Source organism: Neobacillus sp. NPDC093127 (genome assembly GCF_044754175.1).
Taxonomy (GTDB): domain Bacteria; phylum Bacillota; class Bacilli; order Bacillales; family Cytobacillaceae; genus Neobacillus.
On the sequence record NZ_JBIVOP010000035.1, the window covers coordinates 1 to 24,322 of the forward strand.

Below are 24,322 nucleotides of genomic sequence, written 5' to 3' on the forward strand. Positions count from 1 at the left end.
CTGAGCCAGGCTGCCCGCCTGGTTTTTTTACTTGTTTGCGGGTGGATTTTGGGGAGTGGATAATAAAAGAGAAAAAGTGGACAGTAAAAAGTCAAAACCAGACAGTAAATCTCCAAAACCGAAGAGTAAATCCTCAAAATCAGACAGTAAATCCCCAGATCCCGACAGTACCACCATTCAAAGTAAAAATAAAATGGATAAGTCCAATAAATATCCACGAAATAGACATAAATTCATGTCGATTTTTGCAGGAAAATGGAAGGGAACAAGAGAAATAGAACCTAAAAGGAAAGGACTGATGTCATTGATCGAAGAATGTTCCCCATCATTGAGAATTCAAAAATTAGAAGTACTACTTAACAGAATCTCTGCCCAGCATCCTGTATGGCCGGATGTCATGAACGAATATAAAAGCCGGCTGGCAGGGCAGCGGGGAGAGAAATCCATGTACTTTCACTTAAGTATGCTTTCTGATTCAAAATACCAAATTTACCATGGTATTCGCCTGCAATACAGGGGCTTCTTTTTCCAAATTGATTTTCTCGTTATTTGCGCGGCCTTTGCCTTAGTGCTTGAGGTGAAAAACAGGGGCGGTGAATTGAAGTTTGAAAAGGAATTTAATCAGGCTACCTGTAAACGGAATGGGCAGGCGGAAAGAATCAGAAATCCCGTTTTGCAGGCGCAGCTGCAATCAAGGAAGCTAAAAGGCTGGTTAGAGGACCATAATTTCAAGGATATTCCGGTTCATTATCTTTTTGTAAATAGTAATGAAAAAACTCTAATCCTATCGGACCCCGGAAACGAACCTATCACCCGTCATATTTGCAATAGTGAGGTCTTGATAGAGAAAATAGACCAATTAGCAAATTATCATCAAAATGATAAACTAGATGCAAAAGAGCTGCGAAAACTAAAACGTCTCCTGCTTTCGAAACACACTCCGGAAAATCCAGATATCTTAAAACAATTCAACCTATCTCCAATTGAAATCCCCACCGGAGTTAAATGTCCAACTTGTAACTTTATACCAATGGATTATCGGTATGGAACTTGGTGCTGTCCGAAATGTGACATGAAGTCCAAAACAGCACATATACCGGCAATTGACGATTATTTTCTTTTAATAAAACCAACGATTACAAACGCTGAGCTCCGGGCATTCCTTCATATTGATTCCATTAGTGTTGCAGGAAAAATTCTATCCACAATGAATTTACCTTTTACAGGAAAATATAAAGATCGGGTATATTATCAGCCACAGCCCGGTGACAACCGCTGCCAAGCAAGGCCGTAGAGGGCTGCATATGGGATTTGAAGCTAGCGCAATGGACGGAGGCATAAACCAAATGCCAAGGTGTTGCTGCAAATAGGGAACAAGACTATTCCATTAACGGAGGCGCAACCCAAAACCCAAGAGTCTGCTGCAATAGGGAACAAGACTGGTCCATAATCGGTGGCGTAACCCACAATCACAACCCCAAGCCAAGACTATCAAAACATACAAAATCATGGACTCTATTAAAGAGAGGGACACGGGAATTGGGAGGTGCGGAGAAACAACTCGAGGGCAGGCCTGACTGAAGCCAAACTGAGGTGTACAAGCCAGTACAACCGTCTGCAGAGCCATTGGAATGCTTATTCTTTTAGGCTGGAAAAAATAATTTTCACCTTCATGCATAAAAACTTTGCCACTGTCGAAAAATAAGTTTTAAAAAATTTTTTTGACTAGTGTATATAATTCTACTTATCTGTTCAGAATGATTGCTGAGGTGATGAAAATGAGAGAGGAAGAAAACAAACGATCTTCTCAAAGTTCCAGCGTAAGACGCTTTTTCAAAAAGCGTTGGGTATTTCCAGCTATTTATATCGCAAGTGCAGCTATCATTTTAACCGGGGTTCTATGGTACCAAGCGAGCAGCAGTGACACAGACAAGTACAATTATAACTCTACTGATCTCACTGGCAAAAAGAACCCGCCGAAAGCTGTTGAAGTTAACAAACCATTGGAAAGCTTCAAAATGCCGGTGGCTAAGGCTGATGACGCAGTAGTGAAAATGAAATTCTATGATTTCAATGGAAAAACAGAAGACCAGGAAGCGGCGTTAGTTTTTTACAACAATAAGTATCAGCCAAACACTGGTATCGACGTTACCGTGAAGGACGGCGAAAGCTTTGATGTTGTTGCATCATTAAGCGGGACTGTCGTTCGTGTCGAAGATGACCCTGTTCTAGGAAATGTCATTGAAATCGAACACGATAATGGGATTGTCACGCAATATCAATCGGTTAAAGACATAAAGGTTAAGGCTGGCGAGCAAGTAAAACAGGGCGACGTCCTTGCCAAGGCTGGGCAAAGCTTGTTTAATGAAAAAGCTGGAACACATGTGCATTTCGAAATTCGTAAAGACGGCGTGGCTGTAAACCCAACGAGCTACTTTGGAAAATCGTTGAGCGCTTTACAGGAATCCAAGTCTTTGAACGAGAAAAAATCAATCGAGGCTCCAAGCCAAAAAACACAGCAAAAGCTTGAAGACCTAGAGAAGTCTGCAGAAGACGAGCAGTCCTCTGACGGACAAGACGAAACAACAAACACGACAGAAAAGAAAAACTCATAAAATCGTACCAAAGGGGAAGGGGAATACTTTCCTCTTTTTTTTGTCTCCAAAAGGAAATCGAAAAAAAGCCCCAAACGGTGCTTGCACCCAGAGAGTCCACCGGCAGTGTCCACCCCATGCGGACAAATGTCTTTTTGTGGTGCCTGACACCCTTTATTGTATTACTACTGTTTGTACGTGCATATATGTTAGAATGGTGTTTAAAAGGAGGGGGTTTGGTTGAGGAAGTTTGCGGGGCTGTTGGTTTTTGGTTTGCTGCTGGTTTTTGTGTTTGCTGGCTGCAGTAAGGAGCCGACGCCAGAGGATCGATTCGCCGAGTACATAGCTCTATGGAAGCAGCAAAAGTTTGCTAAGATGTATGATTACCTTTCAAATGATGCGAAAGAGAAAATCACCAAAGAAGAATTTACAAGCCGCTATCAAAAAATCTACGAAGACCTTCAGATTACTGACCTCAAGATTGACTTCAAAAGGCCAAAAAAGGATAAAAAGGAGGATCAAGAACAAGCCCGCTATTCTTTTAACGCTAAAATGAACAGCATCGCAGGAACGATTCAATTCACCCAGAAAGCTCAGCTGCAAAAGGAAGAACGAGACAATAAGAAGAACTGGTATGTAGACTGGAATACTGAATATATTTTTCCAAAATTGCAGGAAGGGGACACGATTGGTTTAAGCACCATCACGCCAAAACGGGGGGAGATTCTCGACCGCAATGGCTCGGGCCTGGCGGCGAATGGTCAGGTGTATGAGGTAGGTGTGGTGGCTGGCAAGCTTGCGGCGTCTGAAATCGATCCGCTAGCTTCGCTGTTAAAAATGACCCCAGAGCAGATTAACAAGGCGCTGAGTGCGAGCTGGGTGAAGCCCGGGCTATTTGTGCCGCTGAAAAAGGTGTCGATGGAGGACAAGGACCGGGTTGCACAGCTGATCGCACTCGGGCCGGTGCAGACGCGGAAGGTGGATGCGCGGATTTACCCTTATAAGGAGGCGGCGGCGCAGCTTGTGGGCTATGTCGGCGCGATTACGGCGGACGAGCTGGCGAAGCGGAAGGACAAGGGCTACACCAGTCAGGACGTGATTGGAAAAAGAGGCCTTGAACAGGTGTTGGACGAAGAGCTGAAGGGAGAAAGCGGCGTCAAAATCATCATTAAAAAGAAGGGTAACTTTGATGATGTGGTGCTCGCGGAAAAGCCAGTCGTCGACGGGAAGGACGTCAAGCTGACCATTGATGCTGATTTGCAGGAAGTGATCTATGCGGAATTGAGTGCGGAGATTGGCGGAGCGGACGCTGCGAACTCGGCAGGAGGGGCACCTGCAGGCACAGCGGCAGCGATGAACCCTGTGAACGGGGAAACGCTGGCGCTTGTCAGCAGCCCGTCATTTGATCCAAACCAAGCGTCGCTTGGCTTCTCAGCAGATGAGTGGAAAGCACTGCAAGAAGATGCGCGCCAGCCGTTAACAACGCGTTTTACGCAAGGTTATGCGCCAGGGTCTGTGATGAAACCAATCACAGCGGCAGTGGGACTCACGAGCGGGGCGGTCAATCCGGAAGAGCAGGTGGCCATCCTTGGGCCGAAATGGCAAAAGGATAAATCGTGGGGCGGCTACTTTGTAACGCGGGTGCACGTGGGGACTGAGCCAGTAAATCTGGAAAAAGCACTCGTGTTTTCCGATAATATTTATTTCGCACAGTCGGCGTTGAAAATTGGGAAAGATGCATTTACGGACGGACTGAAGAAGTTTGGATTTGAAGAGAAGTTTGACTTTCCTTACCCGCTTGCGACATCAACAATAGGCGATCTCGGGAGCGAAATTGCGCTCGCTGACTCTGGTTATGGTCAGGGACAAATCCAAATGAGCATTGTTCATTTGTTAGCTTCCTATACTCCGTTTGTCAATAATGGCAATATGATTAAGCCAATTTTACTGGACACAGAGCAGCGGACCCAGGTGCTGAAGGAGGCGCTGGTTTCTGGCGAACAGGCCGGGCTGATTGCCGCTGATTTACGGAAGGTGGTCGCAGATGCGAGCGGGACGGCACATCGCGCGGAGATGGCGGACTACCCGCTTGCTGGAAAAACAGGCACCGCGGAGATCAAGCAGAAGCAAGGCGAAACCGGAACGGAAAACGGCTGGTTCATCGCCTACAATACAAACGTGCCAAGCCTCATGATCGCGATGATGGTCGAAGATGTCGAGGGGCGCGGCGGCTCACAGATACCTGTGGAAAAAGTAAAAAACATCTACATGAAATTGAGATAATTTGGAAAGTGGTGTCAGGCACCCGGTGTGGGACACGGGGACAGGCGCTGTGTCTCAGCTCCATGGGACGTAAGGGGACAGACGCCGGTCCCGTCCGGACTGCATTTCCAAACAATCAACAAAAATAGATGCGGGCAACTTTTTTGAAAAAAGTGCTTCCCGCATCTATTTTTTATTTGTTATGAGGCCTCCACTGATATTTCCCCAAATCAATTACCCCGTTCAAACCTATTTCCACACCCTCAGCCTCAAGCGACAGGAGCTGTTCATTGTAAGACTCATCATCTTGAAGGGCAATCTGCCCCTTAGCATTAATGACGCGGTGCCAAGGAAGGCGATGCGCCCTGCTCATGGAATGGAGGATGCGGACGACCTGGCGGGCAGCACGCGGGCTTCCAGCAAGCCCAGCAATCTGGCCGTAGGTCATCACCTTGCCCTCGGGAATACTGCGGATGATTTCAATTACGTTTTCGGTAAATGGTGTCACGGTAAAATTCCCCCACAATTGTACATATTCAATAAATCGACCTAGATAACCATTTTATTATAATGGCAAAAGGGATTAATTTCATATGGAAAAGGGGCAGATTGTCGCAAAACGGATCTGAATAGCCAGTTGTCGCAGAAATTAAACTAGATTAAGAACGGCTCCATACACACACCGCAATAATAGGTCGTGACCTCTAAATGTATTAAAATGGAAAAATGTCATCTGGAATGCCAAATCAGTTTTTACGAGAAACTCCCACGTCTTCAGCATTTAGAATAATTATTTCGCTCGACAAATTTCTCAGGAAATAATGCGCCGGCCAGTGTATTTCCTAGGGAAAACGCAGGCGCAGCGGGCTTTTAGCGGGATGTCGAAAAAAGTAAAATTGTCCTATTTTCAAATGACTCTGGAATGGACTAGTCCAGAATGTGGATTTTGTGCATAAACCCGTATCCAAGCTAATAAAATGGTTACAAACCTTTACAAAGAGAGTGTTTGAGGTGAGGAGTCGTTTGAAGTTAGCGGGTATCCAGTCGGGGACATGATTATTCATTGTAAATCAGAAGGTTACATACCTTCAGCCGCATAGTGTAAATGGTGTAAATAGTGTTATTGGTGTCAGGCACCACAAAAAGACATTTGTCCGCGTGGGGTGTACAGCGTGAAGTGGACAGTGTGGGGCGGACAGTGTGCGGAGCAGTATTGGTCGAGGTGATAAGCGGGCCCTTATTTCACACTTCTCACATCCATATTAGGGAGGGCGAGAGTGTGCACGATTACATCAAAGAGAGAACTATCAAGATTGGAAAGTATATCGTGGAGACGAGGAAAACGGTTCGCGTGATTGCGAAGGAGTTTGGCGTATCCAAAAGTACAGTCCATAAGGATTTAACCGAGAGACTTCCTGAAATTAATCCAGAGCTGGCAAACGAGGTAAAAGAAATTCTAGATTATCATAAATCGATCCGTCACCTCCGGGGTGGAGAGGCGACCAAAATGAAATATCAAAAAGAAGAAAAGGAAGGCGAGGCTGTCAAATAAGTAAAGCCTCATAGGAAGGAATCGAAAAAATCCAAATTAAAATTGAAAAGGGTTTCACTGTGCAGCTGGTTCGGCATCTCGAACTGGCTTTTTTATTTCAACCAACCCCGTTCACCAATAAAGATTTTTCCATTTCCCAACTATTCCGACAATATTCTGCAAAAATTTACAACTTTTTATATTAAAAGTATGGAAATTTTATTGAATATGATACAATAAACAATTAGGAAATGCATGTGGAATTCCGCTTTGAGGAGGAAAGAAAAGAGAATGTTTGCAAGGGATATTGGAATTGATTTGGGAACGGCGAACGTGTTAATTCACGTGAAGGGCCGTGGAATTGTCTTGAATGAGCCATCTGTCGTAGCAATTGATAAGAATTCAAACAAAGTTCTGGCGGTTGGTGAAGAGGCCCGCCGCATGGTCGGTCGTACACCGGGGAATATTGTCGCAATCCGCCCGTTGAAAGACGGCGTCATTGCTGACTTTGACGTAACAGAAGCAATGCTGAAGCATTTTATTAATAAGTTAAACGTGAAAGGCTTTTTATCGAAGCCGCGGATTTTGATCTGCTGCCCGACGAACATTACCAGCGTTGAGCAAAAGGCGATCAAGGAAGCTGCAGAAAAAAGCGGCGGCAAAAAGATTTATCTTGAAGAAGAGCCGAAGGTGGCCGCAATTGGCGCCGGGATGGAAATCTTCCAGCCAAGCGGAAATATGGTAGTGGACATCGGTGGAGGAACGACGGATGTTGCTGTTCTTTCAATGGGCGATATCGTCACTTCTTCTTCCATTAAAATGGCCGGCGACAAGTTCGACACGGAAATTCTCAACTACATCAAGCGCGAGTACAAGCTGTTGATTGGTGAACGCACATCTGAAAATATTAAAATCAATATCGGTACTGTTTTCCCAGGTTCACGCTCGGAAGAAATGGAAATCCGCGGCCGTGACATGGTAAGCGGTCTGCCGCGTACGATAACCGTTCGTTCTGAGGAAATCGAGGGCGCATTGCGCGAATCGGTCGCTGTTATCGTTCAGGCTGCAAAAAGTGTTCTTGAGCGTACTCCGCCAGAGCTTTCTGCCGATATTATTGACCGCGGCGTGATTTTAACCGGAGGCGGGGCCTTGCTTCACGGCATTGACATGCTCCTTGCTGACGAGCTTAAAGTTCCAGTCCTTGTGGCGGAAAATCCAATGGACTGCGTGGCAATCGGAACAGGCATCATGCTTGATAATATTGACCGGATTCCGAACCGGAAGTTAGGGTAAGAACATTTTTAAAAAAATAGAACGAGGAACCGCTGCCGTAGACTTTTCGACCAGCAAGGTTTCATCGTGCACAAAAAGTCTAATGAAACAGGCGGAACAAGCCTTGGTCATTGGGCTTTTTTATTTTGCCTGGAATTCGCCGGGTTTTCACCCCCGTGGAAAAATGGTGGAATCGGCAAATATTGCACATTTTTTGCAGGGATTGACTTTTTTCTGCAAAAAGTTAACCTGTAATGAGGAATAATATTTTATAATAGAATAATTACAAGGAAATTTTTTAAAAAAAGAGATAAAAACTATAAATGGTTATTATATGTATTAATAAACTGGGACCGGGGCCGGCGTTTGTACGGATTTCTGCCAAAGGGGATTAAATAAATGTCTGTAAATAATTTAAGCCAAGAACAGGCGAAAACGAGAGAAGAATACAAAAAGGCAAAATTTGAATCGCAGCAAAAGATAAATGTCCACGAGAAGAAGGCAAACGGGGAAAAGGCGGCATCACAAAAAAATAAACGAATCCGCATCCGCCTGATTCCAATTTGGCTTCGTCTTCTTCTTTTGATTATATCCATCCTCGTCGGGGTGACGTCTGGTGCTGCCGTTGGTTACGGTGTCCTTGGGAATGGGAAAGTCGCAGATATATTTAAGGAGTCTACCTGGACACATATTCGTGATTTAGTGGATAAAAGGGAATAGGCTGGGGGACTTTGTGCAAAGATGGGGCAAAGAAATAACCCGGCCGCTTTTATGACAGTATTAATAATGGGGAAGGGTGAGATAGCCCTTCCCTTTTGTGCACGATTAATAGTAGAATAGGTAATAATACTTGTTCTTATTAGGAGGTACTAAATCGCATGCTTGATATTGATCAAATTAAAGAAATTATTCCGCACCGTTATCCGTTTTTGCTGGTCGATCGAATTTTGGAAGTGGAAGAAGGAAAACGAGCGGTTGGAATTAAAAATGTTACCGCCAATGAAGAATTTTTCAATGGGCATTTTCCTGATTATCCAGTCATGCCTGGCGTGTTAATCGTTGAAGCACTTGCGCAGGTCGGGGCTGTCGCTGTTTTGAAAAAAGAGGAAAATCGCGGCCGGCTGGCGTTCTTTGCCGGAATTGACAATTGCCGGTTTAAGAAGCAGGTGAAGCCGGGCGACCAACTTCGACTTGAAGTCGAAATTGTACGCTTGCGCGGACCGATTGGCAAGGGCAAAGCAGTTGCGACAGTTGACGGCGAAATTGCCTGCGAAGCGGAAATTACCTTTGCACTTGGGGGAAAAAAGGAATAAAAGTTGAAAAAAACAGGTCTCGTATTTATAAAAAATGCGAAGCCTGTTTTTTTTCTGCCAACCTCATCGATTATTCACTTTGATCTTCGGCTTGCTCATCATTTTTTCACGGAATTCCTGGAGAAGTTCGGGACCATTCAGGCCCTTTTGAAGGAGGACATCGAGCAATAGCTCTGCGTAGTCACTTTTATTACGGCGCAGATGGCCCTCGAACAAAACGCTGATATGATTTTCAAACTTCGTCAATGAACAAATTTTCGTTTGAAAATAGGCAGGGTCGTTTTCTTTCTTGGTAATAACGGCTTCGACGATAATGTCGCGGTTTTGTTCGGATATTTTTTCAAAATAATCATAGAGGGACAGATCTGTATAAGCCTCAAGCAGCCAAGTGTAGCGGTCGTCTTCCTTATTGATAATCAAGCCATCTGTTAGCGGAACTTCCACCGACTTGTCGTCATCGACAACTTCCAATGAGTATAACTTAAAAGATTTCATGGCGGCCTCCTGTTTATTTTTTCCTAAATTATAACACACGTTAGCCAGAAGCAAATGTCGAAAAATATTTGTCGAAATTTGAATAAGTGTGGTAGTGAGTCAAAAGACCCACGAAATATAACCAAAACCCCCTTGATAAGATGATTTTCGTGCGTAAGCAGCCTCGATAAATACCTTTTCACTGTTTTACATCCATGGAGCCAAAAAGCTATGCTAAAACCATCAAGCGAAAAGGAGATGTAAACATGATCAATCAGGTCACACTTGTCGGTCGACTGGCCAGGGACCCGGATTTAAAAACGACGGCAGAAGGGACGTCGGTTGCCCACATAACGCTAGCGGTGAATCGCCACTACCGGAACCACAATGGTGAGATTGACGCCGATTTTGTTCAGTGCACACTTTGGCGCAAGGCCGCCGAAAACACGAACCAATATTGCCGCAAGGGTTCCGTCGTCGGGATCACGGGCAGATTGCAAACCCGGAATTACGAGAATAAAGAGGGGAAAAGGGTGTACGTCACCGAGGTAATTGCCGAAACAATCCGCTTCTTAGGCCCAAAACCGATTGCCGCGGGCAGTGAGCAAAAAAGGGAGGAAGTGCCGGTTGGTTAATCATGATGACGATGCCTACAAATTGGAGCAGCTGCTTGAAAGTTTAATTAAGATGGTCGGAAAAGCCAATCATAATGTCGACAGTCTGCAAAAACGCGTCAGCCAGCTGGAATCGATTATAAAGGAGCAGCAGTTTGAACACAGGGAAACAGGCCCCATCAGAATTTACTCCAGACATCCACATAAATCTACAGAAAATATTCCCGTTCACGTTTAAGCTGGAAAATCGCTATGACCGATTCGCTCCTGTCCATGAAATTTAAAAATATCGCTATGGCCGTTTTGCCACTGCACATAAAAGTCGCCAGTGCGAATGCCATTCAAAAAAAAACGCCGATGCCAAAGCCATTCAAACAAATCGCCCCTGTTTTGCACCATTTGAGTCGCTTGCTGGCGAGTGTTATGAAAAATTTCCTCCGCAGCCAATATTAGTAGTTAAAGAGAATCAAACATCTCCCCGATGCGTCCTCAATTTTTTCCGGCAGAAATTTGCCGGGATTTTTTTTATAAATAGGTTTAAAATTCACCAGACGGGGAAAACTAACAGAAAAACCCCCCTGTTTTTTTAAAAAGAAGCCGCTGAACCTAATGGATCAGCGGCTTCTTTGATTTTTTACGAATCATTTATCAATGATGTCACAAAAACCCCACCTTATTCGTTTTGATTACAGAACAAAATGTAGGAGGGGATTTTTTATGAATAACTTTGATGTGGCGATTATCGGTGGAGGGCTTGCTGGATTGACAGCAGCGAATTTTTTGGCCAGAGTTGGAAAAAAGGTAGTGGTGTTGGAAAAATCAAACCGCCTCGGCGGAAGAGCGATGACCAATGATAAAAATGGAGTTCTGATGAATTTAGGAGCCCATGGCTTGTATTTAGAAGGGCAGGCAATGAAGATTCTAACAGAACTAGGGATAACTCTTCCGGGTGAAGATGCCTCAAAGTCGGTTCAAATTCAAGGAATTTGGAAAAGTGCAGTCTATACAATCCCAACTAATTTTTCTTCCATTTTGTCATCGTCACTTTTATCATGGAAAGCTAAAATCGTTTTTTCGAAATTAATGTTGAAGCTTATGAAGGGCAACTTCGATTCCATTCCAGAGATAAGTTTGAGTGACTGGGCAGAAGCGGAAATTAGCGACCCAATGGTAAGGCATATTTTTTATTCATTATGCCGATTGACCACTTATACCAGCGCTCCAACAGTACAGCGGGCAAAACCAGTTTTGAAGCAGGTGAAACGCGGGTTAGACGGAGTCTTATACGTGGACGGTGGTTGGGAAACGATCATTCAAAAGCTAAAGAAACAGGCAGCAGAGGCTGATGTGGAATTTTTCAACAGTAAAACTGTAATAGAAATTGAACATCATGAACAGTTTCAAAGCATACGATGTTCAGATGGGGAGGTATTTACGGTCCCTGACTGCATCATAACCGCTCCCCCGAAAGAAACATTGAATATGATTAATGGTTCAGACCACACATCACTGCGGACATGGACCGAACAGGCAATTCCGGTTACCGCATGCTGCTTGGATTTAGGTATGAAAAAATTGCCTAATCCTCATCATCAATTTGTCTTAGGTCTTGATCAATCATTGTTTTTCACAAATCAATCCAGAGCAGCAAAACTAAGTGATAATGGCACAATCGTTGTGAGCCTAGTTAAATACCATAACCCTATCGATCAATCCATTCATCCACAAGCAGATAAAGAGCAATTAGAGGCAGCTATGGATTTGCTTCATCCTGATTGGAGAAAGGATGTGGTAGAACAACAATTTTTACCAAAAATGACTGTCGTTCATGATTTTCCTCATTTGAAACGAAGTGGAAATCCGGGGCCAGCCATACCGCAAATGAAAGGCATATATATTGCAGGGGATTGGTGTGGACATGAAGAAGTATTAGCAGATGCTGCTGTTGCCAGCGGGAAGCGTGCCGCGCTACAGATAGTAAAAACGAACGAACTGTTCTTAGTGAAAGAAGGGTAACCGTTTTGGAAACTGCTGAGCTCTACCAAATTTACAAACCTTTGTTGTTTTCGATTGCTTACCGAATGACCGGGAGTGTCATGGATGCAGAGGATATTATCCAAGAGTCATTCCTTACGTTTAGCCGTTTAGCTAACGAAAAGAAGATTGAAAATGAAAAAGCGTATTTATGCAGGATGGTAATGAACAGCTCAATAGACAAATTGCGATCTGCGGCTAGTAAGCGCGAGGTTTATGTTGGCGAGTGGCTGCCTGAACCCATTGTCGCAGAAGCAAACGAACCTTCTCATCTTTATTTGATGAAGGAATCGATTTCAACAGCATATCTTCTGCTTTTGCAGCAGTTATCGGAGGTGGAACGTGCTGTTTTCCTTTTACGAGAAGTATTTCAGTACAGTTATGAAGAAATTGGAGATATCGTGGAGAAATCCCCAACCAACTGCAGGCAGATCTACCATCGGTCAAAAAAGGGCATTACTAACAGTCCGAAAACGTCCACACTTGATTTCCACTCCATGAAGTCCAGTATTGAGCAGTTTACTCTTGCCTTTCAAAAAGGAAACATTGATAAAATGCTGGAATTATTACGAACTGATGCTGTATTTATCGCTGATGGCGGCGGTAAGGTAACAACTGCAATGAAACCAATATACACATCAAAGCGTATCGTCTCTCTATTCTCAAGTATTCTTAAACAACTTCCTGAAAACTATAAACTAGAATTTAAAGAGGTAAACGGGGGTCCTGGTGTGGTCTTAACGATAAATGGTTATGTTGGATATGTGCTTTCGTTTGAATTCGAGGCCAACCAAATCGCTCGGATTTATATGGTTGCGAATCCAGATAAACTTGGACACTTGCAAATTAGAACATAGAAAAACAGAAGTACTTGTAAGACAACAGCCAAGTTTATTTTTTTAAAAAGGTTCTTTTCTAATAGATTGTTGCTTTTATTGATTCGCTGATAAAATTGAAAATTCGCTAATAAATCGGTCGAATTCGCTAATAAAATTGTAGATTCGCTAATAAACATCCAAAATTCGCTGATATATCTGTTCCACTTATTAATAAGGTGTAATTTTACACCATTTTAACGATTTTTGAAAGCGTAATGAGGGTTATAACAACATTCTTTACGAAAACAGCCTTAAAAAAAGAAGCCGCTGAACTCGTGTCAGCGGCTTCCTCGATGTTCACCTTTAAATTTATCTGATTGGATTTTTACAAAACAGAATCCAAGAAATCCTTTGTCCGCTGCTCGGTGGGGCTGCCAAACAATTTGTCGGGAGGTCCAACCTCAACAATCCTGCCGTCGTGCATATAGACAACCCGGTCGGCAACTTCCCTGGCGAAGCCCATTTCATGGGTAACGACGACCATCGTCATTCCCTCTAAAGCGAGCTTTTTCATGGTGGAAAGCACCTCGCCAACGAGTTCAGGGTCAAGGGCGGAAGTGGGCTCATCGAACAGCATGACATCAGGCTTCATCGCGAGCGCCCTGGCGATGGCAACCCGCTGCTTCTGGCCGCCGGACAGCTTGCCGGGATAGACGGTTTCCTTGTCGCTGAGACCGACTTTCGCGAGTAGCTCCTTTGCCTCTTGAACCGCCTGGTCTTTGGGGATTTTTTTCACATGGATAGGCGCCTCGATAATATTCTCAATGACGGTCATATGCGGAAAAAGCTGAAAGTGTTGAAACACCATGCCGACCCTTGTCCGGACCTGGTTAAGGTCATGGGTGGCTTCCTCCACTTTCTCACCGCCAATAAAAATCGTGCCGCTATCCTTGACCTCGAGGAAATTTAGGCACCTCAAGAGTGTACTTTTCCCCGAACCGCTGGCCCCGATTAAACAAACGACCTCCCGATCATTCACGGTCATATCGATATCCTTTAAAACATGAAGATCACCAAATGATTTATTGAGCGTTTCAACCTTTACCATGATGGAATCAGCCATAGGATTTTCCTCCTCTTTAAAAAATTCTTTTTGGCAAGGCTAGTCGCTGATGACCATGCGGTTTTCGACGTAACGTAAAAGGATGGAAAAAATAAACACAAGGATTAGATAATAAACGGCAACAATTAATAGGTAGGTCATGTAGTCGAACGAATTGGAGCCGTAGGTTGTTGCGACGTTAAAGAGCTCGTACATGCCGATGAAGGCAGCAAGCGAAGAGTCCTTCAGGGCGATAATGAACTGATTTCCGAGGGGCGCCATCGCCCGGCGGAGCGCTTGGGGCAGGATAATTCTCCGATACGTCAGTTTCAAGTTCATTCCCAATGAGCGGCCTGCTTCCATCTGCCCGCGGTCAATCGATTGGATGGCGCCGCGGAAAATCTCAGCGATATAGGCGCCGTTATGGAAGGCAAGCCCCAGCACCACCGCCGAAAATTGCGAAATATTTAATGAAGTCAAGCCATAGTAGAAAACGAAAATCTGGACAATCAGCGGCGTGCCGCGAATCAGAAAGATATACAAATCGGCAATCCACTCGAGAATTTTAATCTTTGATATTTTTAAAAAGGCAAAAAATAAACCGATAAAAATACCAATAAAAATGGCGACCGCTGTCAGTTCAAACGTCAGCAGCATTCCTTTCAGAAAAACCGGATAGGAATCGATAAATTGATTGAGCCATTCCAAGGCTATTCCTCCTTTCCTGGGGAGTAGGGGGTCATTCGCCGCCGCCGTTATTCCTCTTGGAACAACCCGATATCATGCTTCCTCCATTGAAACAGTTATTCCTTTTCCGGATCTTTCGTAATGTCTTCGCCGATGTATTTTTTGCTGATTTCAGTCAATGTCCCATTCTCACGGAGTTTTTCGAGCGCTTTATTAATTTCTTTCAGAAGCTTGTCGTTTTTCTTGGAAACGGCAATCGCCTGTTCACTGCGTCCGAGCAGCTCTTTTCCGGCAATCTTCATCCCGGCGCCAATCGCTTCTTTCCCTGTGACGAAATCAGTGATAACGGCATCATGCTTTCCTTTGCTCAGGGCTTCAAGCGCATTGACATCGCTGTCGAGCAAAATAATCTTGTCGGTGATTTTTGCGGCAATTTCTGCATAGGTGGAACCTTTTGATACGGCAATTTCTTTACCTTTTAGGTCATCGAGGGTTTTAAATGTGCTGTCGGGCCGGACAAAGATCTGCGGTCCTGAGTAGTAGTATGGTGTGGAGAAATTGACCGCTTTTAAGCGCTCCTCTGTGATGGTGTGGCTGGCGACGGCCGCATCAAAGCGTCCCGATTTAACGCCTTCCACAATTCCGCCGAACTTAAATTTTTTCTGGACCGGCTTGAGGCCAAGTTCCTTGGCAACAGCCTCGGCAACATCAATGTCAAATCCAATCATGTTGCCATCCTTTTCCACATAACTAAATGGTTTGAACTCACCTGAAGCAGCGAAGGTAAACTTGCCGCCATCAACCAAATTCATTCCATCCGTCGATGTTTTGTCGCTCCCGCAGGCCGCAAGCGAAAACATCAAAGTCAGCACTAACATCCCTTTCGCTAGAAATTTCACTTGAAAAACTCCCCCTCTTATTCATTTTTTAAGTAACACACTTAAGCTTATCACATATTTTGAATATTCTTAAAATGGTCAAAAGAGAGGAAAATACAGGCTTATACTTGGTATCCGTTGATCTGGGTAAATGGCCTCACGAATGCTTATAAATTCGCTAAGTTTGTCTCATATACTTCAAATTCCCTATGTTTCGCTAAAAATTGATAAAAAAAGTCCAACTCATCAAAATGAATTGGACTTGGTTATTTTTTTCAAAAGGTGTCAGGCACCTTTCTCCAGTTTTTAGCAAAAGGTGTCAGGCACTAGTTGCCGTTTTTTTCCCAAAATGGTAGGCGCCGTCTCTGCCAGCTACATTTTGTCTGGGTGTCGTTCGTTAACTTTAATTGTGCTTACGATTATATCTGTGTAGAAGGCTCTCCGTCTTGGCGCCATTAAATGAAGCTCGATCAAGATCTTTTTTAACTCTGGTTCTTTTTCGAGAAGCTGGGATATCATCACCAATTCAGGATCCTCTAAGCTTTCCTTTGCTATGTATCCCTTTTTATCAGGTTTGCGGTTCTGTTGTTCCAGTTCCATTACCAAATAGTCTTTTTCAATTTTAAAAACTTCCGCAAATTTAACCAGTGTTTGATAGTCAGGAATAACTTTTCCTGTTTCAATGCGACTAATTTTAGACCGATGTAAATTCATCATCTTGGCAAGCGTTTTCTGCGACCAGTTTTGATTATCGCGAAGATTCCTCAATTTTACTGCTAAAGACATCGTTATCACCGCCATTAAAACATTTATTGTTTTTAACTTAACGGGATAAATGAGCGGCAATGTCCAAATGTGCAGAAAATGCGCAATTGTATTTGTGGAAATAGTGCACAACGGGCGGTGATGTTGCAGAAATGGTCATTTCGAAAAACCCCAATTGAAGGAAAATGTAAATTATCGTCGAATAATAAATGATGGTGTAAGTATTTGTAAAATTGGGGGGTCCTATTGCATGGAGGAAATTCAGCATTCATTAATATTTATTGGTGCAAAAAAACGTAATAAAGAATTGCAGCTTAAGAGTAAACCCGGTTTTAGCGATGCAATCTGTCTTTCAAAACAGTCAACCCACACAACTAAGATTACTCCCTATCAGTCCATCCCCATTGGAAGCAGGAAAAATATTTCTATCCACTTCTGTGAAGAAAACATCCATTTCACGTACCACAATAAGTCACTACAGCTTTTAGCAGGCGATAAGAATCTAACCGATAAAGACGTTTTCGATGTATTTACCAATTTTGCCTTTAAAGAAGGAAGCAAGGTCACTTTTTTAAAAATATTTCCGGATCGAAATATGATAGCAAGGAAAAAGAAGAAGGAGCGCGTTTTGCACGTGGGCAGGGAATTAGAGGATGAGTAGAGATTAATAGGGAGGCTGAAAAGCACACTCCTTGCACCTTTTAAAAAGATGATAGTGGTGCCTGACACCACAAAAGGCAGCATAAAAAAGGTTCCGGAATCACATCCGGAACCTTTTTCCATCCACCCCTTTAAAATGACACAAATATGACACAGAAGTGGCGCTTTCTCCTGTTATAAGACAAATTGTGATACGCTTTTAATATTTTTGTAACATAACTGGCATATTGTTCTGATATAACTATAGTACTAAGGAAAGGAGAAAGAGTATGCAAATGACGTTTAAGCGTATAATTCTCGTGTTACTTACAACCCTGTTATGTGTATCAGGTACTGCAAATACATATGCACAAACAAGTAAGGAAGCCCTACATAACGCCAAGCAGGCGCTTGACGACCAACAAAAAATCGTAGAGCAAAAGGAACAAGAAAAGCAGGTTGTTAATAAAGAGATCCAAAAAATACAGCAAGAGTTAGAATCTCTATATAGTTATATTACAAAGAACAAAGAAGCCATGGCAACGACTCAGGAGAAAATAGACGAGTCGAACCAACTCATCGAAAAGAAAAAAGAAGAGATTGTCGAGCTCGAGGACAAAATCCTTGGCCGTAAAGGGATTATGAAGCAGCGGGCAGTCGCCATGCAGCAAAATAATAGTGTTAATCTTATGATTAACCTATTCTTTGAGTCTAATAGTATTTCAGATTTCATCCAGCGTGCGAGTGCGGCATCGGAATTAATGGATGCGGACAAAAGCATTTTAACAGCACAGAAGGAAGATCTTCAACAGATTGAACTAGATAAAAAAGAGATAGATAAGCAAGAGCAAGTTTTAGAGGATCAACAAAAGGATATTGCTAAACAGCAGGCTGAGCTAGATCAAAATCTGCAAAAAAGACAAGAAGCCATGACTGCGATGCAGGATAAATACAATCAAATCGCCCAGCAGGCATCCCTTGCCGAACAAGAAAAAGCAGGGATTGAATCGCAGATGAAAGATATCCAAGGAAAGATTGCTAGAGAACAAGCAGAGGCAAGTGCACGAGCAACCTCACGTTCAAGCTCGTCCACCTCTTCAGCAAAAAGCAATGTGGGCATCGCCATAAAAGGCAAGGAAATGTACGTAACTGCCACTGCCTACACACCTGAGGATTCCTATCATATTACTGCGGCCGGCTACGATATTAAGGCCAACCCAAATATGAAATTGATTGCCGTCGATCCAAGAGTTATTCCACTAGGAAGTAAAGTTTGGGTGGAAGGTTACGGCGTGGCTGTTGCTGGTGATACCGGCGGAGCCATCAAGGGCCATAAAATCGACGTGTTACTGCCTACGACAGCACAAGCGCTGCAATGGGGCAGAAAAACAGTGAAAATTGTTGTTTTGGAATAGCAGCCCGCCCGCAAGGCTGACTGTGGAAATGCCAAATATTGTGCCAGTCAAACAAATAGAACTCGGCCAAATAAAGCCATAAACAAAAAGAAATCCAACAGCTGCAAAAGCTGTTGGATTTCTTTTTGCTTGCAGGGGGGATAGAGTCCGGAGGATGGGACATGACACCACTGTCCACCCCAGGCGGACAAATGTCCATGAGCGGTGCCTGACACCAATTTCCACTATTAGGGAAATAGTGCCTGACACCCTCAACTGACACCCTCACCACTCACCCCAAGTACACCAAATCCTTCAACTCGTCTGTCGAAAGTTCGGTGATCCAGTTTTCGCTGGTGATGATTTGGTCGTTGAGGTGTTGTTTCTTTTCAAGCATGGCGTCAATTTTCTCTTCGAGCGTTCCGGTGCATATCAGCTTGTGCACGTGCACGAATCTGGATTGGCCAATCCGGTAAGCCCGGTCGGTTGCTTGGTTCTCGACAGCCGGATTCCACCAGCGGTCGTAGTGGATGACGTGATTCGCCGCTGTCAAGTTCAGCCCAGTTCCGCCGGCCTTCAAGGACAGCAGGAATACCGGAAACTCGCCGTTCTGGAAGCGCTCAATCATCGTATCCCGCTGCGTCTTCGGCACACTGCCATTCAAGAACGGAACTTCTACGCCAAACTTCTTCTTCAACGCGGCGCTGATCATTTCACCCATTCCAATATATTGAGTAAAAATCAAGCAGCTCTCGCCCTGGTCCAAAACAGAGCCAATCAGTTCGACAAGCTTCTCCATTTTATTAGAGCGGTTGAGAAGCTCACGCCCCGCCGATTTATCCTTCAAATAAAGTGCAGGGTGGTTACATAGCTGTTTCAAGCGGCTAAGCATTTGTAAAATTAACCCCTTGCGCTCGAAACCAGACAGTTTTTCAATCTCGGCAAACGTATCGTGGATGAGCTGCTCATACAACGACGCCTGTTCAGCCGTGAGCGGGCAGTATTCTTTTTGCTCCAGTTTGTCTGGAAGGTTGAGCGCAACCTCTTCATCCTTTTTCGTGCGGCGCAGCAAAAATGGCCGAATTAACCCTTGAAGCTGCTGTACTTTTTCCTTTTTCTCATCTTTTTCAATCGGGATAACGAACTTTTTCTGAAATTGCCCTAAGCTCCCTAAATAACCGTGATTGGTAAAATCAAAAATCGACCACAGCTCGGATAAGCGGTTTTCCATTGGCGTTCCGGTCAGTGCGATGTGATGGCGGCCCCGAAGCCTGCGAACTGCCTTCGATTGTTTCGTCTGCGCGTTCTTGATGTTTTGCGCCTCGTCAATCGCGATCGAACTCCAAATCATCGACTCGAATTCAGCTGCATCAAGGTGGCTCAGCCCGTAGGAAGTCAGAACGACGTCGGCAGCTTGAACCTTTTCGGAAAAAGCTTCTTCCTTCAGCCGGTTCGAACCGTAATGCAAATACACCTGCATCTCCGGAGCAAAGCGCTCCAGCTCCTTCTGCCAGTTCCCGAGCACCGAAGTCGGGCAGATAATCAGCGCCGCCTTCGTCGGAACCTTGGCAGGGACAGCCTCATCCTCCTTTTTGCGACGGGTTTTGGCAGGAGGGGTGTCAGGCACCACCGTCAATTCATCCCCAACGATCTCCTTCACTTTCAACAAATAGGAGATGAGCTGAACGGTTTTGCCGAGGCCCATGTCGTCGGCAAGGCAGGCACCGAAGCCGTACTGGCGCAAGAACCAGAGCCAGCTCATGCCAAGATGTTGATAAGGACGAAGCTCACCGTTCAGCCCTGAAGGTACGTCCACCAACGGAATTTCATGCACTTCCGAAAGCTGCTTGACCATCTGCTTCCATTGGCGGTTCAATTCGATTTGAATTTTTGCAAAAGCCTTGGGATTTTCGAGCTCATCTTCCGTAGCGGTCGATTCCACCAGCTCCTGTTCCAGCAAATCGCGGACATGAAGGCCTTCCTTTTCTGCCCGCTTCATCAAATCCTGAATTTGGCGGATGAACTGCGGATCCAGCTTGACCCAGCGGCCGCGGATATAAACAAGCCGTCGTTTTTCCTCAACCAGCTTGCCGAACTCATCCTCGGACAAGTCGACACCGTTCATTGAAAAACGCCAGTTGAAATCGAGCATCGCCTGCAGGCCAACGAACGACGGACGGTGGCTGGACGATCCTTTCAGCGACGCCTTCACCTTCAAATTGGCATTTTTCATCGCTTGCCACCAGGAAGGGAGGAGGATTTCAATGTCCAGCGCCACCAGCGTTTCACTGGCCTCGGTTAGGAACATCCAGGCTTCTTCCTCGGTAAGATGGGTTTTCAGTCGATCCTGCGCGGCGGCGGCGGCCAAATCGGCCTCGGCCGTATCCACGATATCCCCATGGTTCTCACCAAGCCAAGGGATCAGCCGCACCCACCGAGCCTGCTCGTGGTCAACCTTCTCCAAAAATGGGCGCCACTTCGCAGGAATCTTGGCGGCACCCTCAACATCATAAATCTCATCGACATTTTTTTTACCACGCAAAAAAGCATCCAGTGTCCACGCGCCTTCACCATTGATTGGTTCATCTAACCGGAGCCCGATCGTAAACGGCGTGTCGCTTTCCTTAATGCCGACCCACTCGAGCCAGCTTTCCTCATCAAAATAACGGGCAAGCTCGCCGCCAGAAATGTTTTGCCTTTTCAATAAGTCGAGCTTCGGCCCGAACAGCTCTTTCATCGCTGAATTCCGGGTTAAATAGGCATCGAGGGCGCTATTGTACAAATCGGAGAGATAATCGAAAGCCGTGTGTGGCCGGTTCGGCCCGGCAGTTTTATCTTCGAAAGCCGTGCCCGGCCGGTTCGACCCGCCAAGTCCAACCTCAGATTGGACCCTCGTCTCATCTGCAATTTCCTGCTCCCAAAAGGACGGAGCGAATTCATCCTTGACCCGCTCCGGCAGCTTCCAGCGGAAATCGCCGTGCTCCCACACCGAAAAGTCCGGGAGCCAGTCTTTCTCCAAGATGCCTTCATAAAGGGCGAGGGAGGAGGCAAGACAAATCTCAGACTCCTCATTCCAGTCCCATTCGATGAAGCGATTAAACGACTCCTTGGCAAAAAGCGAGACCAGCTGCCAGCCGCTGACCACAACCCCTTCAACGCCGTCCACTTTCTCCGACTCAAGCACCGTCCCGAAGAAGCTCTCAGCGTGACTGCTAAAAACGAGGTTCTTCCACATCGACGGAGCCCGAAAATGACCACGCACATCTTGGGCCGTAAGCAGGAAGCGGCCATCTCCTAATTTAGTTGTCAGCAATTTCAAAAACCTTGTATTCAGCATCGTACAGCGTACTCCTTTTAGTGGGGAAGGGACGTATAATGGCAAAAGAGCCGTTTGGATACCCAGAAAATGTCTAAATAGACAAAACCCCTCCGAAAATAGACAAAACCCCTTTAAAAATAGACAAAACCTTTATTAAAATAGACAAAACTCTATAAAAAAGGCTGTTATCGTCAAGAATGTTGTTTTAAACCACAATTCTCCTCCAAAAAAATCACTAATATGGTGTAAAATTACACGTATTGGCTAGTAAATCTGATTTATCGGCGAATTTTGTATGTTTATCGGCGAATTTTCAATTTTATCAGCGAATCATAATATTTCCATCAAAGTGTCCACCCCAGGCGGACAAATGTCCACGAGCGGTGCCTGACACCCAACCCATGACACCACCCCCACCAGACTCACGAGCGGTGCCTGACACCCACCCTGCGAGCGGTGCCTGACACCCAACCCATGACACCACCCCCACCGGACTAAATCAGCTTGCTCCGACTGCATTCTTCATGGAAGGCCCGGAGCCGTTTTGTCCGCTCGAGGAGGGTGTCGATGAAGTATTGCCAGTCGTCGACGCGTTTCAGCTTCTTGTACAGTGTCCGCAGTTTTTTCAAATGCCTGACCGCCAATCGGTAGCTGGCGCGATTCTTCTGATCAATCTCTCGCTGGGCGGTCTGATGGAGCATCGCTAGCAGCACCTCGGGCCGCTCCTTCTCGACAAGCTTCACACGGTCCTTCGGCAAATCGTAATAATCGAAACCCGCCAGCGCCTGAAGCTCACCCCAGCGGTCGTACTGCCGACGCTCGAACAGCAAATACTCATAATCAGCAAAACTATAAGGAAGCATCGCGAGCAGCGCCCGTTCGTACAAATCCAGCCGGTCATTTTCCGCACAGTACTTCATAATCGAACGAAGCGCATTGCGCGAAAACACGGAACAGCTATGATAGGCACCCAGATGCTCTAAATACCCCTTGACCCTGTGCACGAATATCTCAATCACAGGCCCAGCCCGTCTCCACGCCTTCAGCTGACTCAAATAATCAATCCAATAAACCAAATATGGTGTGAACAGATCATCCTTAATTTGCGCCATCAATTTTAAGGCCAGCTCATCATGCTGGAGCAAAAGATTCAAATGAATCGTCGCCACCGCCAGCGGCACGGGATTCTCCCAATCCTGGAGCTCCTTGCCGCGCACCCGAATCCTCTCTAATTCCTCTTCCCGCCAAGGCTTTTTTTTGAAAAAATGAACCCATAACAAGCGGTACAAAAAGATCCGTTCATATTCAAGCCCGTGTGAGGCCGTCAATAATTCGATGGCATCGTCCTTTAATTTCTCGATAAACTCATCAAAGGCAAACGGCGTCGTCTGCACACCAATTTTATGAGCAAGTTCCTCGGCGTCATCCATCATATTATGGAACAAATGGAGATAGGCCCGCTTGACCACATCCTCCTTGTGGTCAAACTGCTCAGCCAGCACCGCCAGCTTCCGAAACGATACGACAATCGCAACAAGCTCATACAACAGGCGCCATTCCTGCTCCACCGGGGCACTGGCATGGATCCGGCGCTCGTAAATCCCAAACAGCTCCGGTATCACAAAGGGGCTCGTGTACTTTTTCGAAGCAAGGAGTGTATCAAAACTCACCTCAAACGAGTGGACCCAGCGGCTGTAATCCGGCTGAAGCACTCCGTTCGCCTTGATCAAATCCTTCGCCGTCTTCATCCCCCAGCCCGCAGCAGCCTTCTGCTCACGAATCGGCTCGCGCCACCCTGTCACCCAATCGCCCACACTGCCTGCCCCAGACCGGGCATAAGCACTGAAAAACACCGCCATTTGATGCCGGCATAGCCCCTCCGTCGGACATGAACACTCGCTCATCCCTAAAAAGGTGAAATCAAGCAGAACCTTGACCGGCGTCACATCCTGCACCGTCGCCGTCGCCGTTTCATCCGAAATATGTAATTGCGTAACCAGCCCTTGCCGGTACAGCATCAAGCCCTTTTGCACAAGCTTCGCATCCTCGACCGTATTTGGATGCAATAATTCGCCAAGCTCATCGGCCAGGCTTAGTATCTGTTGTGTCGCCTCCAAAGCCGCAGCCCCCTTTTTTTGAAAAATAAAAATCGTAAACGCAAAGGCCGCAGCCTGTTTTTTTAAAAAAATATATATCCCGAAGGCTGCCCCATTAGGACCGCAGCCCCTCTATTGAAAAATAACGATCATTAATAAAACGGTAAACACGTTAAAAAAATCCATATTCCTTTATTATACCCAAAAAACCGCTATTAGAGGAGGGGGAGGTGTGGAAAAAAGGAAAAAGCCAAATCATTGAAGAATTAGTTTACTATTAAAATAGAAAAAAAAGAGGTATCCACGCAGGGAATACCTCAAATAATCCAAAGGGGGTATATCTTCCAAGTCTAAGATTTTTTCTAGTAAAAAAGGGGAGAAAAAATGGTTTTTATAACTGTTGTATTTTCCAGTAAATGTCTAAATAGCCAAAACCCTCTGAAAAGTAGCCAAAACCCTCAAAAAAATAGCCAAAAGCCCCTGAAAAGTAGCCAAAACACTCAAAAAAGTAGCCAAAACCCTCAAAAAAA

23 protein-coding genes are annotated in these 24,322 nt (G+C 45.2%); 13 read left to right on the forward strand and 10 right to left on the reverse strand.

The window, feature by feature from the left end; all coding sequences use genetic code 11:
- Nucleotides 1-55: 55 nt before the first annotated feature.
- The 3 genes from ACIQCO_RS26880 (at nucleotide 56) to ACIQCO_RS26890 (ending at nucleotide 4,877) form a co-directional block, all read left to right on the forward strand.
- Complete coding sequence (locus tag ACIQCO_RS26880; RefSeq protein WP_400435106.1) at nucleotides 56-1,294, forward strand: nuclease-related domain-containing protein; 1,239 nt, start codon at nucleotides 56-58, stop codon at nucleotides 1,292-1,294.
- Between the two features lie 484 nt (nucleotides 1,295-1,778).
- The gene (gene spoIIQ, locus ACIQCO_RS26885; RefSeq protein ID WP_400435108.1) at nucleotides 1,779-2,615 is read left to right on the forward strand and encodes a stage II sporulation protein SpoIIQ; all 837 of its coding nucleotides are present in this window, start codon (nucleotides 1,779-1,781) and stop codon (nucleotides 2,613-2,615) included.
- 219 nt (nucleotides 2,616-2,834) lie between these two features.
- Entirely contained in the window at nucleotides 2,835-4,877 is a 2,043-nt protein-coding gene (locus ACIQCO_RS26890) for a penicillin-binding transpeptidase domain-containing protein (RefSeq protein ID WP_400435110.1), read from the forward strand.
- Between the two features lie 172 nt (nucleotides 4,878-5,049).
- On the opposite strand, the gene ACIQCO_RS26895 is transcribed toward ACIQCO_RS26890, so the two are convergent.
- On the reverse strand, nucleotides 5,050-5,364 hold the full coding sequence (locus ACIQCO_RS26895) for an MGMT family protein (protein ID WP_400435112.1): 315 nt from the start codon (nucleotides 5,362-5,364) through the stop codon (nucleotides 5,050-5,052).
- A gap of 771 nt (nucleotides 5,365-6,135) precedes the next feature.
- Between ACIQCO_RS26895 and spoIIID the strand changes: the two genes are divergently transcribed.
- The 4 genes from spoIIID to fabZ all read left to right on the forward strand — a co-directional run bounded on the left by spoIIID (nucleotide 6,136) and on the right by fabZ (nucleotide 8,972).
- Nucleotides 6,136-6,408, forward strand: coding sequence for a sporulation transcriptional regulator SpoIIID (gene spoIIID, locus ACIQCO_RS26900; protein ID WP_007086083.1), 273 nt, complete (start codon nucleotides 6,136-6,138; stop codon nucleotides 6,406-6,408).
- A gap of 270 nt (nucleotides 6,409-6,678) precedes the next feature.
- A complete protein-coding gene (gene mreB / locus ACIQCO_RS26905) occupies nucleotides 6,679-7,680 on the forward strand; it encodes a rod shape-determining protein (RefSeq protein WP_400435115.1) in 1,002 nt (333 codons plus the stop codon).
- Between the two features lie 378 nt (nucleotides 7,681-8,058).
- Nucleotides 8,059-8,379, forward strand: a complete 321-nt coding sequence (locus ACIQCO_RS26910) for a DNA-directed RNA polymerase subunit beta (RefSeq protein WP_400435117.1) — start codon at nucleotides 8,059-8,061, stop codon at nucleotides 8,377-8,379.
- Between the two features lie 158 nt (nucleotides 8,380-8,537).
- Nucleotides 8,538-8,972, forward strand: a complete 435-nt coding sequence (fabZ, locus tag ACIQCO_RS26915) for a 3-hydroxyacyl-ACP dehydratase FabZ (protein WP_400435119.1) — start codon at nucleotides 8,538-8,540, stop codon at nucleotides 8,970-8,972.
- A gap of 63 nt (nucleotides 8,973-9,035) precedes the next feature.
- Here fabZ and ACIQCO_RS26920 read toward each other — a convergent pair whose 3' ends face one another.
- Complete coding sequence (locus ACIQCO_RS26920) at nucleotides 9,036-9,467, reverse strand: YwpF-like family protein (RefSeq protein WP_400435121.1); 432 nt, start codon at nucleotides 9,465-9,467, stop codon at nucleotides 9,036-9,038.
- 245 nt (nucleotides 9,468-9,712) lie between these two features.
- Here ACIQCO_RS26920 and ACIQCO_RS26925 point away from each other — a divergent pair, with 245 nt between their 5' ends.
- Both ACIQCO_RS26925 and ACIQCO_RS26930 read left to right on the forward strand, forming a co-directional pair.
- A complete protein-coding gene (locus tag ACIQCO_RS26925; protein WP_400435123.1) occupies nucleotides 9,713-10,081 on the forward strand; it encodes a single-stranded DNA-binding protein in 369 nt (122 codons plus the stop codon).
- Nucleotides 10,074-10,298, forward strand: a complete 225-nt coding sequence (locus ACIQCO_RS26930; protein ID WP_400435125.1) for a hypothetical protein — start codon at nucleotides 10,074-10,076, stop codon at nucleotides 10,296-10,298. The genes ACIQCO_RS26925 and ACIQCO_RS26930 overlap by 8 nt, the downstream gene beginning before the upstream one ends.
- On the opposite strand, the gene ACIQCO_RS26935 is transcribed toward ACIQCO_RS26930, so the two are convergent.
- On the reverse strand, nucleotides 10,295-10,507 hold the full coding sequence (locus ACIQCO_RS26935) for a hypothetical protein (protein ID WP_400435127.1): 213 nt from the start codon (nucleotides 10,505-10,507) through the stop codon (nucleotides 10,295-10,297). The two genes, ACIQCO_RS26930 and ACIQCO_RS26935, sit on opposite strands and share 4 nt — an antisense overlap.
- A gap of 270 nt (nucleotides 10,508-10,777) precedes the next feature.
- On the opposite strand from ACIQCO_RS26935, the gene ACIQCO_RS26940 reads away from it, so the two are divergent.
- Together ACIQCO_RS26940 and ACIQCO_RS26945 are read left to right on the forward strand one after the other, a co-directional pair.
- On the forward strand, nucleotides 10,778-12,076 hold the full coding sequence (locus tag ACIQCO_RS26940) for a phytoene desaturase family protein (RefSeq protein WP_400435129.1): 1,299 nt from the start codon (nucleotides 10,778-10,780) through the stop codon (nucleotides 12,074-12,076).
- 5 nt (nucleotides 12,077-12,081) lie between these two features.
- Entirely contained in the window at nucleotides 12,082-12,951 is an 870-nt protein-coding gene (locus ACIQCO_RS26945) for an RNA polymerase sigma-70 factor (protein ID WP_400435131.1), read from the forward strand.
- A gap of 346 nt (nucleotides 12,952-13,297) precedes the next feature.
- Here ACIQCO_RS26945 and ACIQCO_RS26950 read toward each other — a convergent pair whose 3' ends face one another.
- From ACIQCO_RS26950 to ACIQCO_RS26965, 4 genes are all read right to left on the reverse strand, one after another.
- Entirely contained in the window at nucleotides 13,298-14,035 is a 738-nt protein-coding gene (locus ACIQCO_RS26950; RefSeq protein WP_400435133.1) for an amino acid ABC transporter ATP-binding protein, read from the reverse strand.
- A gap of 39 nt (nucleotides 14,036-14,074) precedes the next feature.
- Nucleotides 14,075-14,722, reverse strand: a complete 648-nt coding sequence (locus tag ACIQCO_RS26955) for an amino acid ABC transporter permease (RefSeq protein WP_400435135.1) — start codon at nucleotides 14,720-14,722, stop codon at nucleotides 14,075-14,077.
- Nucleotides 14,723-14,817: 95 nt separating this feature from the next.
- Complete coding sequence (locus ACIQCO_RS26960; protein WP_400435149.1) at nucleotides 14,818-15,561, reverse strand: transporter substrate-binding domain-containing protein; 744 nt, start codon at nucleotides 15,559-15,561, stop codon at nucleotides 14,818-14,820.
- 390 nt (nucleotides 15,562-15,951) lie between these two features.
- On the reverse strand, nucleotides 15,952-16,365 hold the full coding sequence (locus ACIQCO_RS26965; RefSeq protein ID WP_400435137.1) for a helix-turn-helix domain-containing protein: 414 nt from the start codon (nucleotides 16,363-16,365) through the stop codon (nucleotides 15,952-15,954).
- A gap of 229 nt (nucleotides 16,366-16,594) precedes the next feature.
- On the opposite strand from ACIQCO_RS26965, the gene ACIQCO_RS26970 reads away from it, so the two are divergent.
- Nucleotides 16,595-17,005, forward strand: coding sequence for a hypothetical protein (locus ACIQCO_RS26970; protein WP_400435139.1), 411 nt, complete (start codon nucleotides 16,595-16,597; stop codon nucleotides 17,003-17,005).
- A 274-nt stretch (nucleotides 17,006-17,279) separates the two neighbouring features.
- Nucleotides 17,280-18,398, forward strand: a complete 1,119-nt coding sequence (locus tag ACIQCO_RS26975) for a 3D domain-containing protein (protein WP_400435141.1) — start codon at nucleotides 17,280-17,282, stop codon at nucleotides 18,396-18,398.
- Between the two features lie 271 nt (nucleotides 18,399-18,669).
- Here the strand turns inward: ACIQCO_RS26975 and ACIQCO_RS26980 are convergent, their stop codons facing one another.
- The 3 genes from ACIQCO_RS26980 to ACIQCO_RS26990 form a co-directional block, all read right to left on the reverse strand.
- Nucleotides 18,670-21,714 carry a DEAD/DEAH box helicase gene (locus ACIQCO_RS26980; protein WP_400435143.1) on the reverse strand — a complete coding sequence of 1,015 codons (3,045 nt, stop codon included), beginning with the start codon at nucleotides 21,712-21,714 and terminating at the stop codon, nucleotides 18,670-18,672.
- Between the two features lie 304 nt (nucleotides 21,715-22,018).
- Nucleotides 22,019-22,177: a hypothetical protein gene (locus tag ACIQCO_RS26985; protein WP_400435145.1), complete on the reverse strand. Its 159-nt coding sequence runs from the start codon at nucleotides 22,175-22,177 to the stop codon at nucleotides 22,019-22,021.
- A 13-nt stretch (nucleotides 22,178-22,190) separates the two neighbouring features.
- Nucleotides 22,191-23,813, reverse strand: a complete 1,623-nt coding sequence (locus tag ACIQCO_RS26990; RefSeq protein ID WP_400435147.1) for an SWIM zinc finger family protein — start codon at nucleotides 23,811-23,813, stop codon at nucleotides 22,191-22,193.
- Nucleotides 23,814-24,322: the final 509 nt, after the last annotated feature.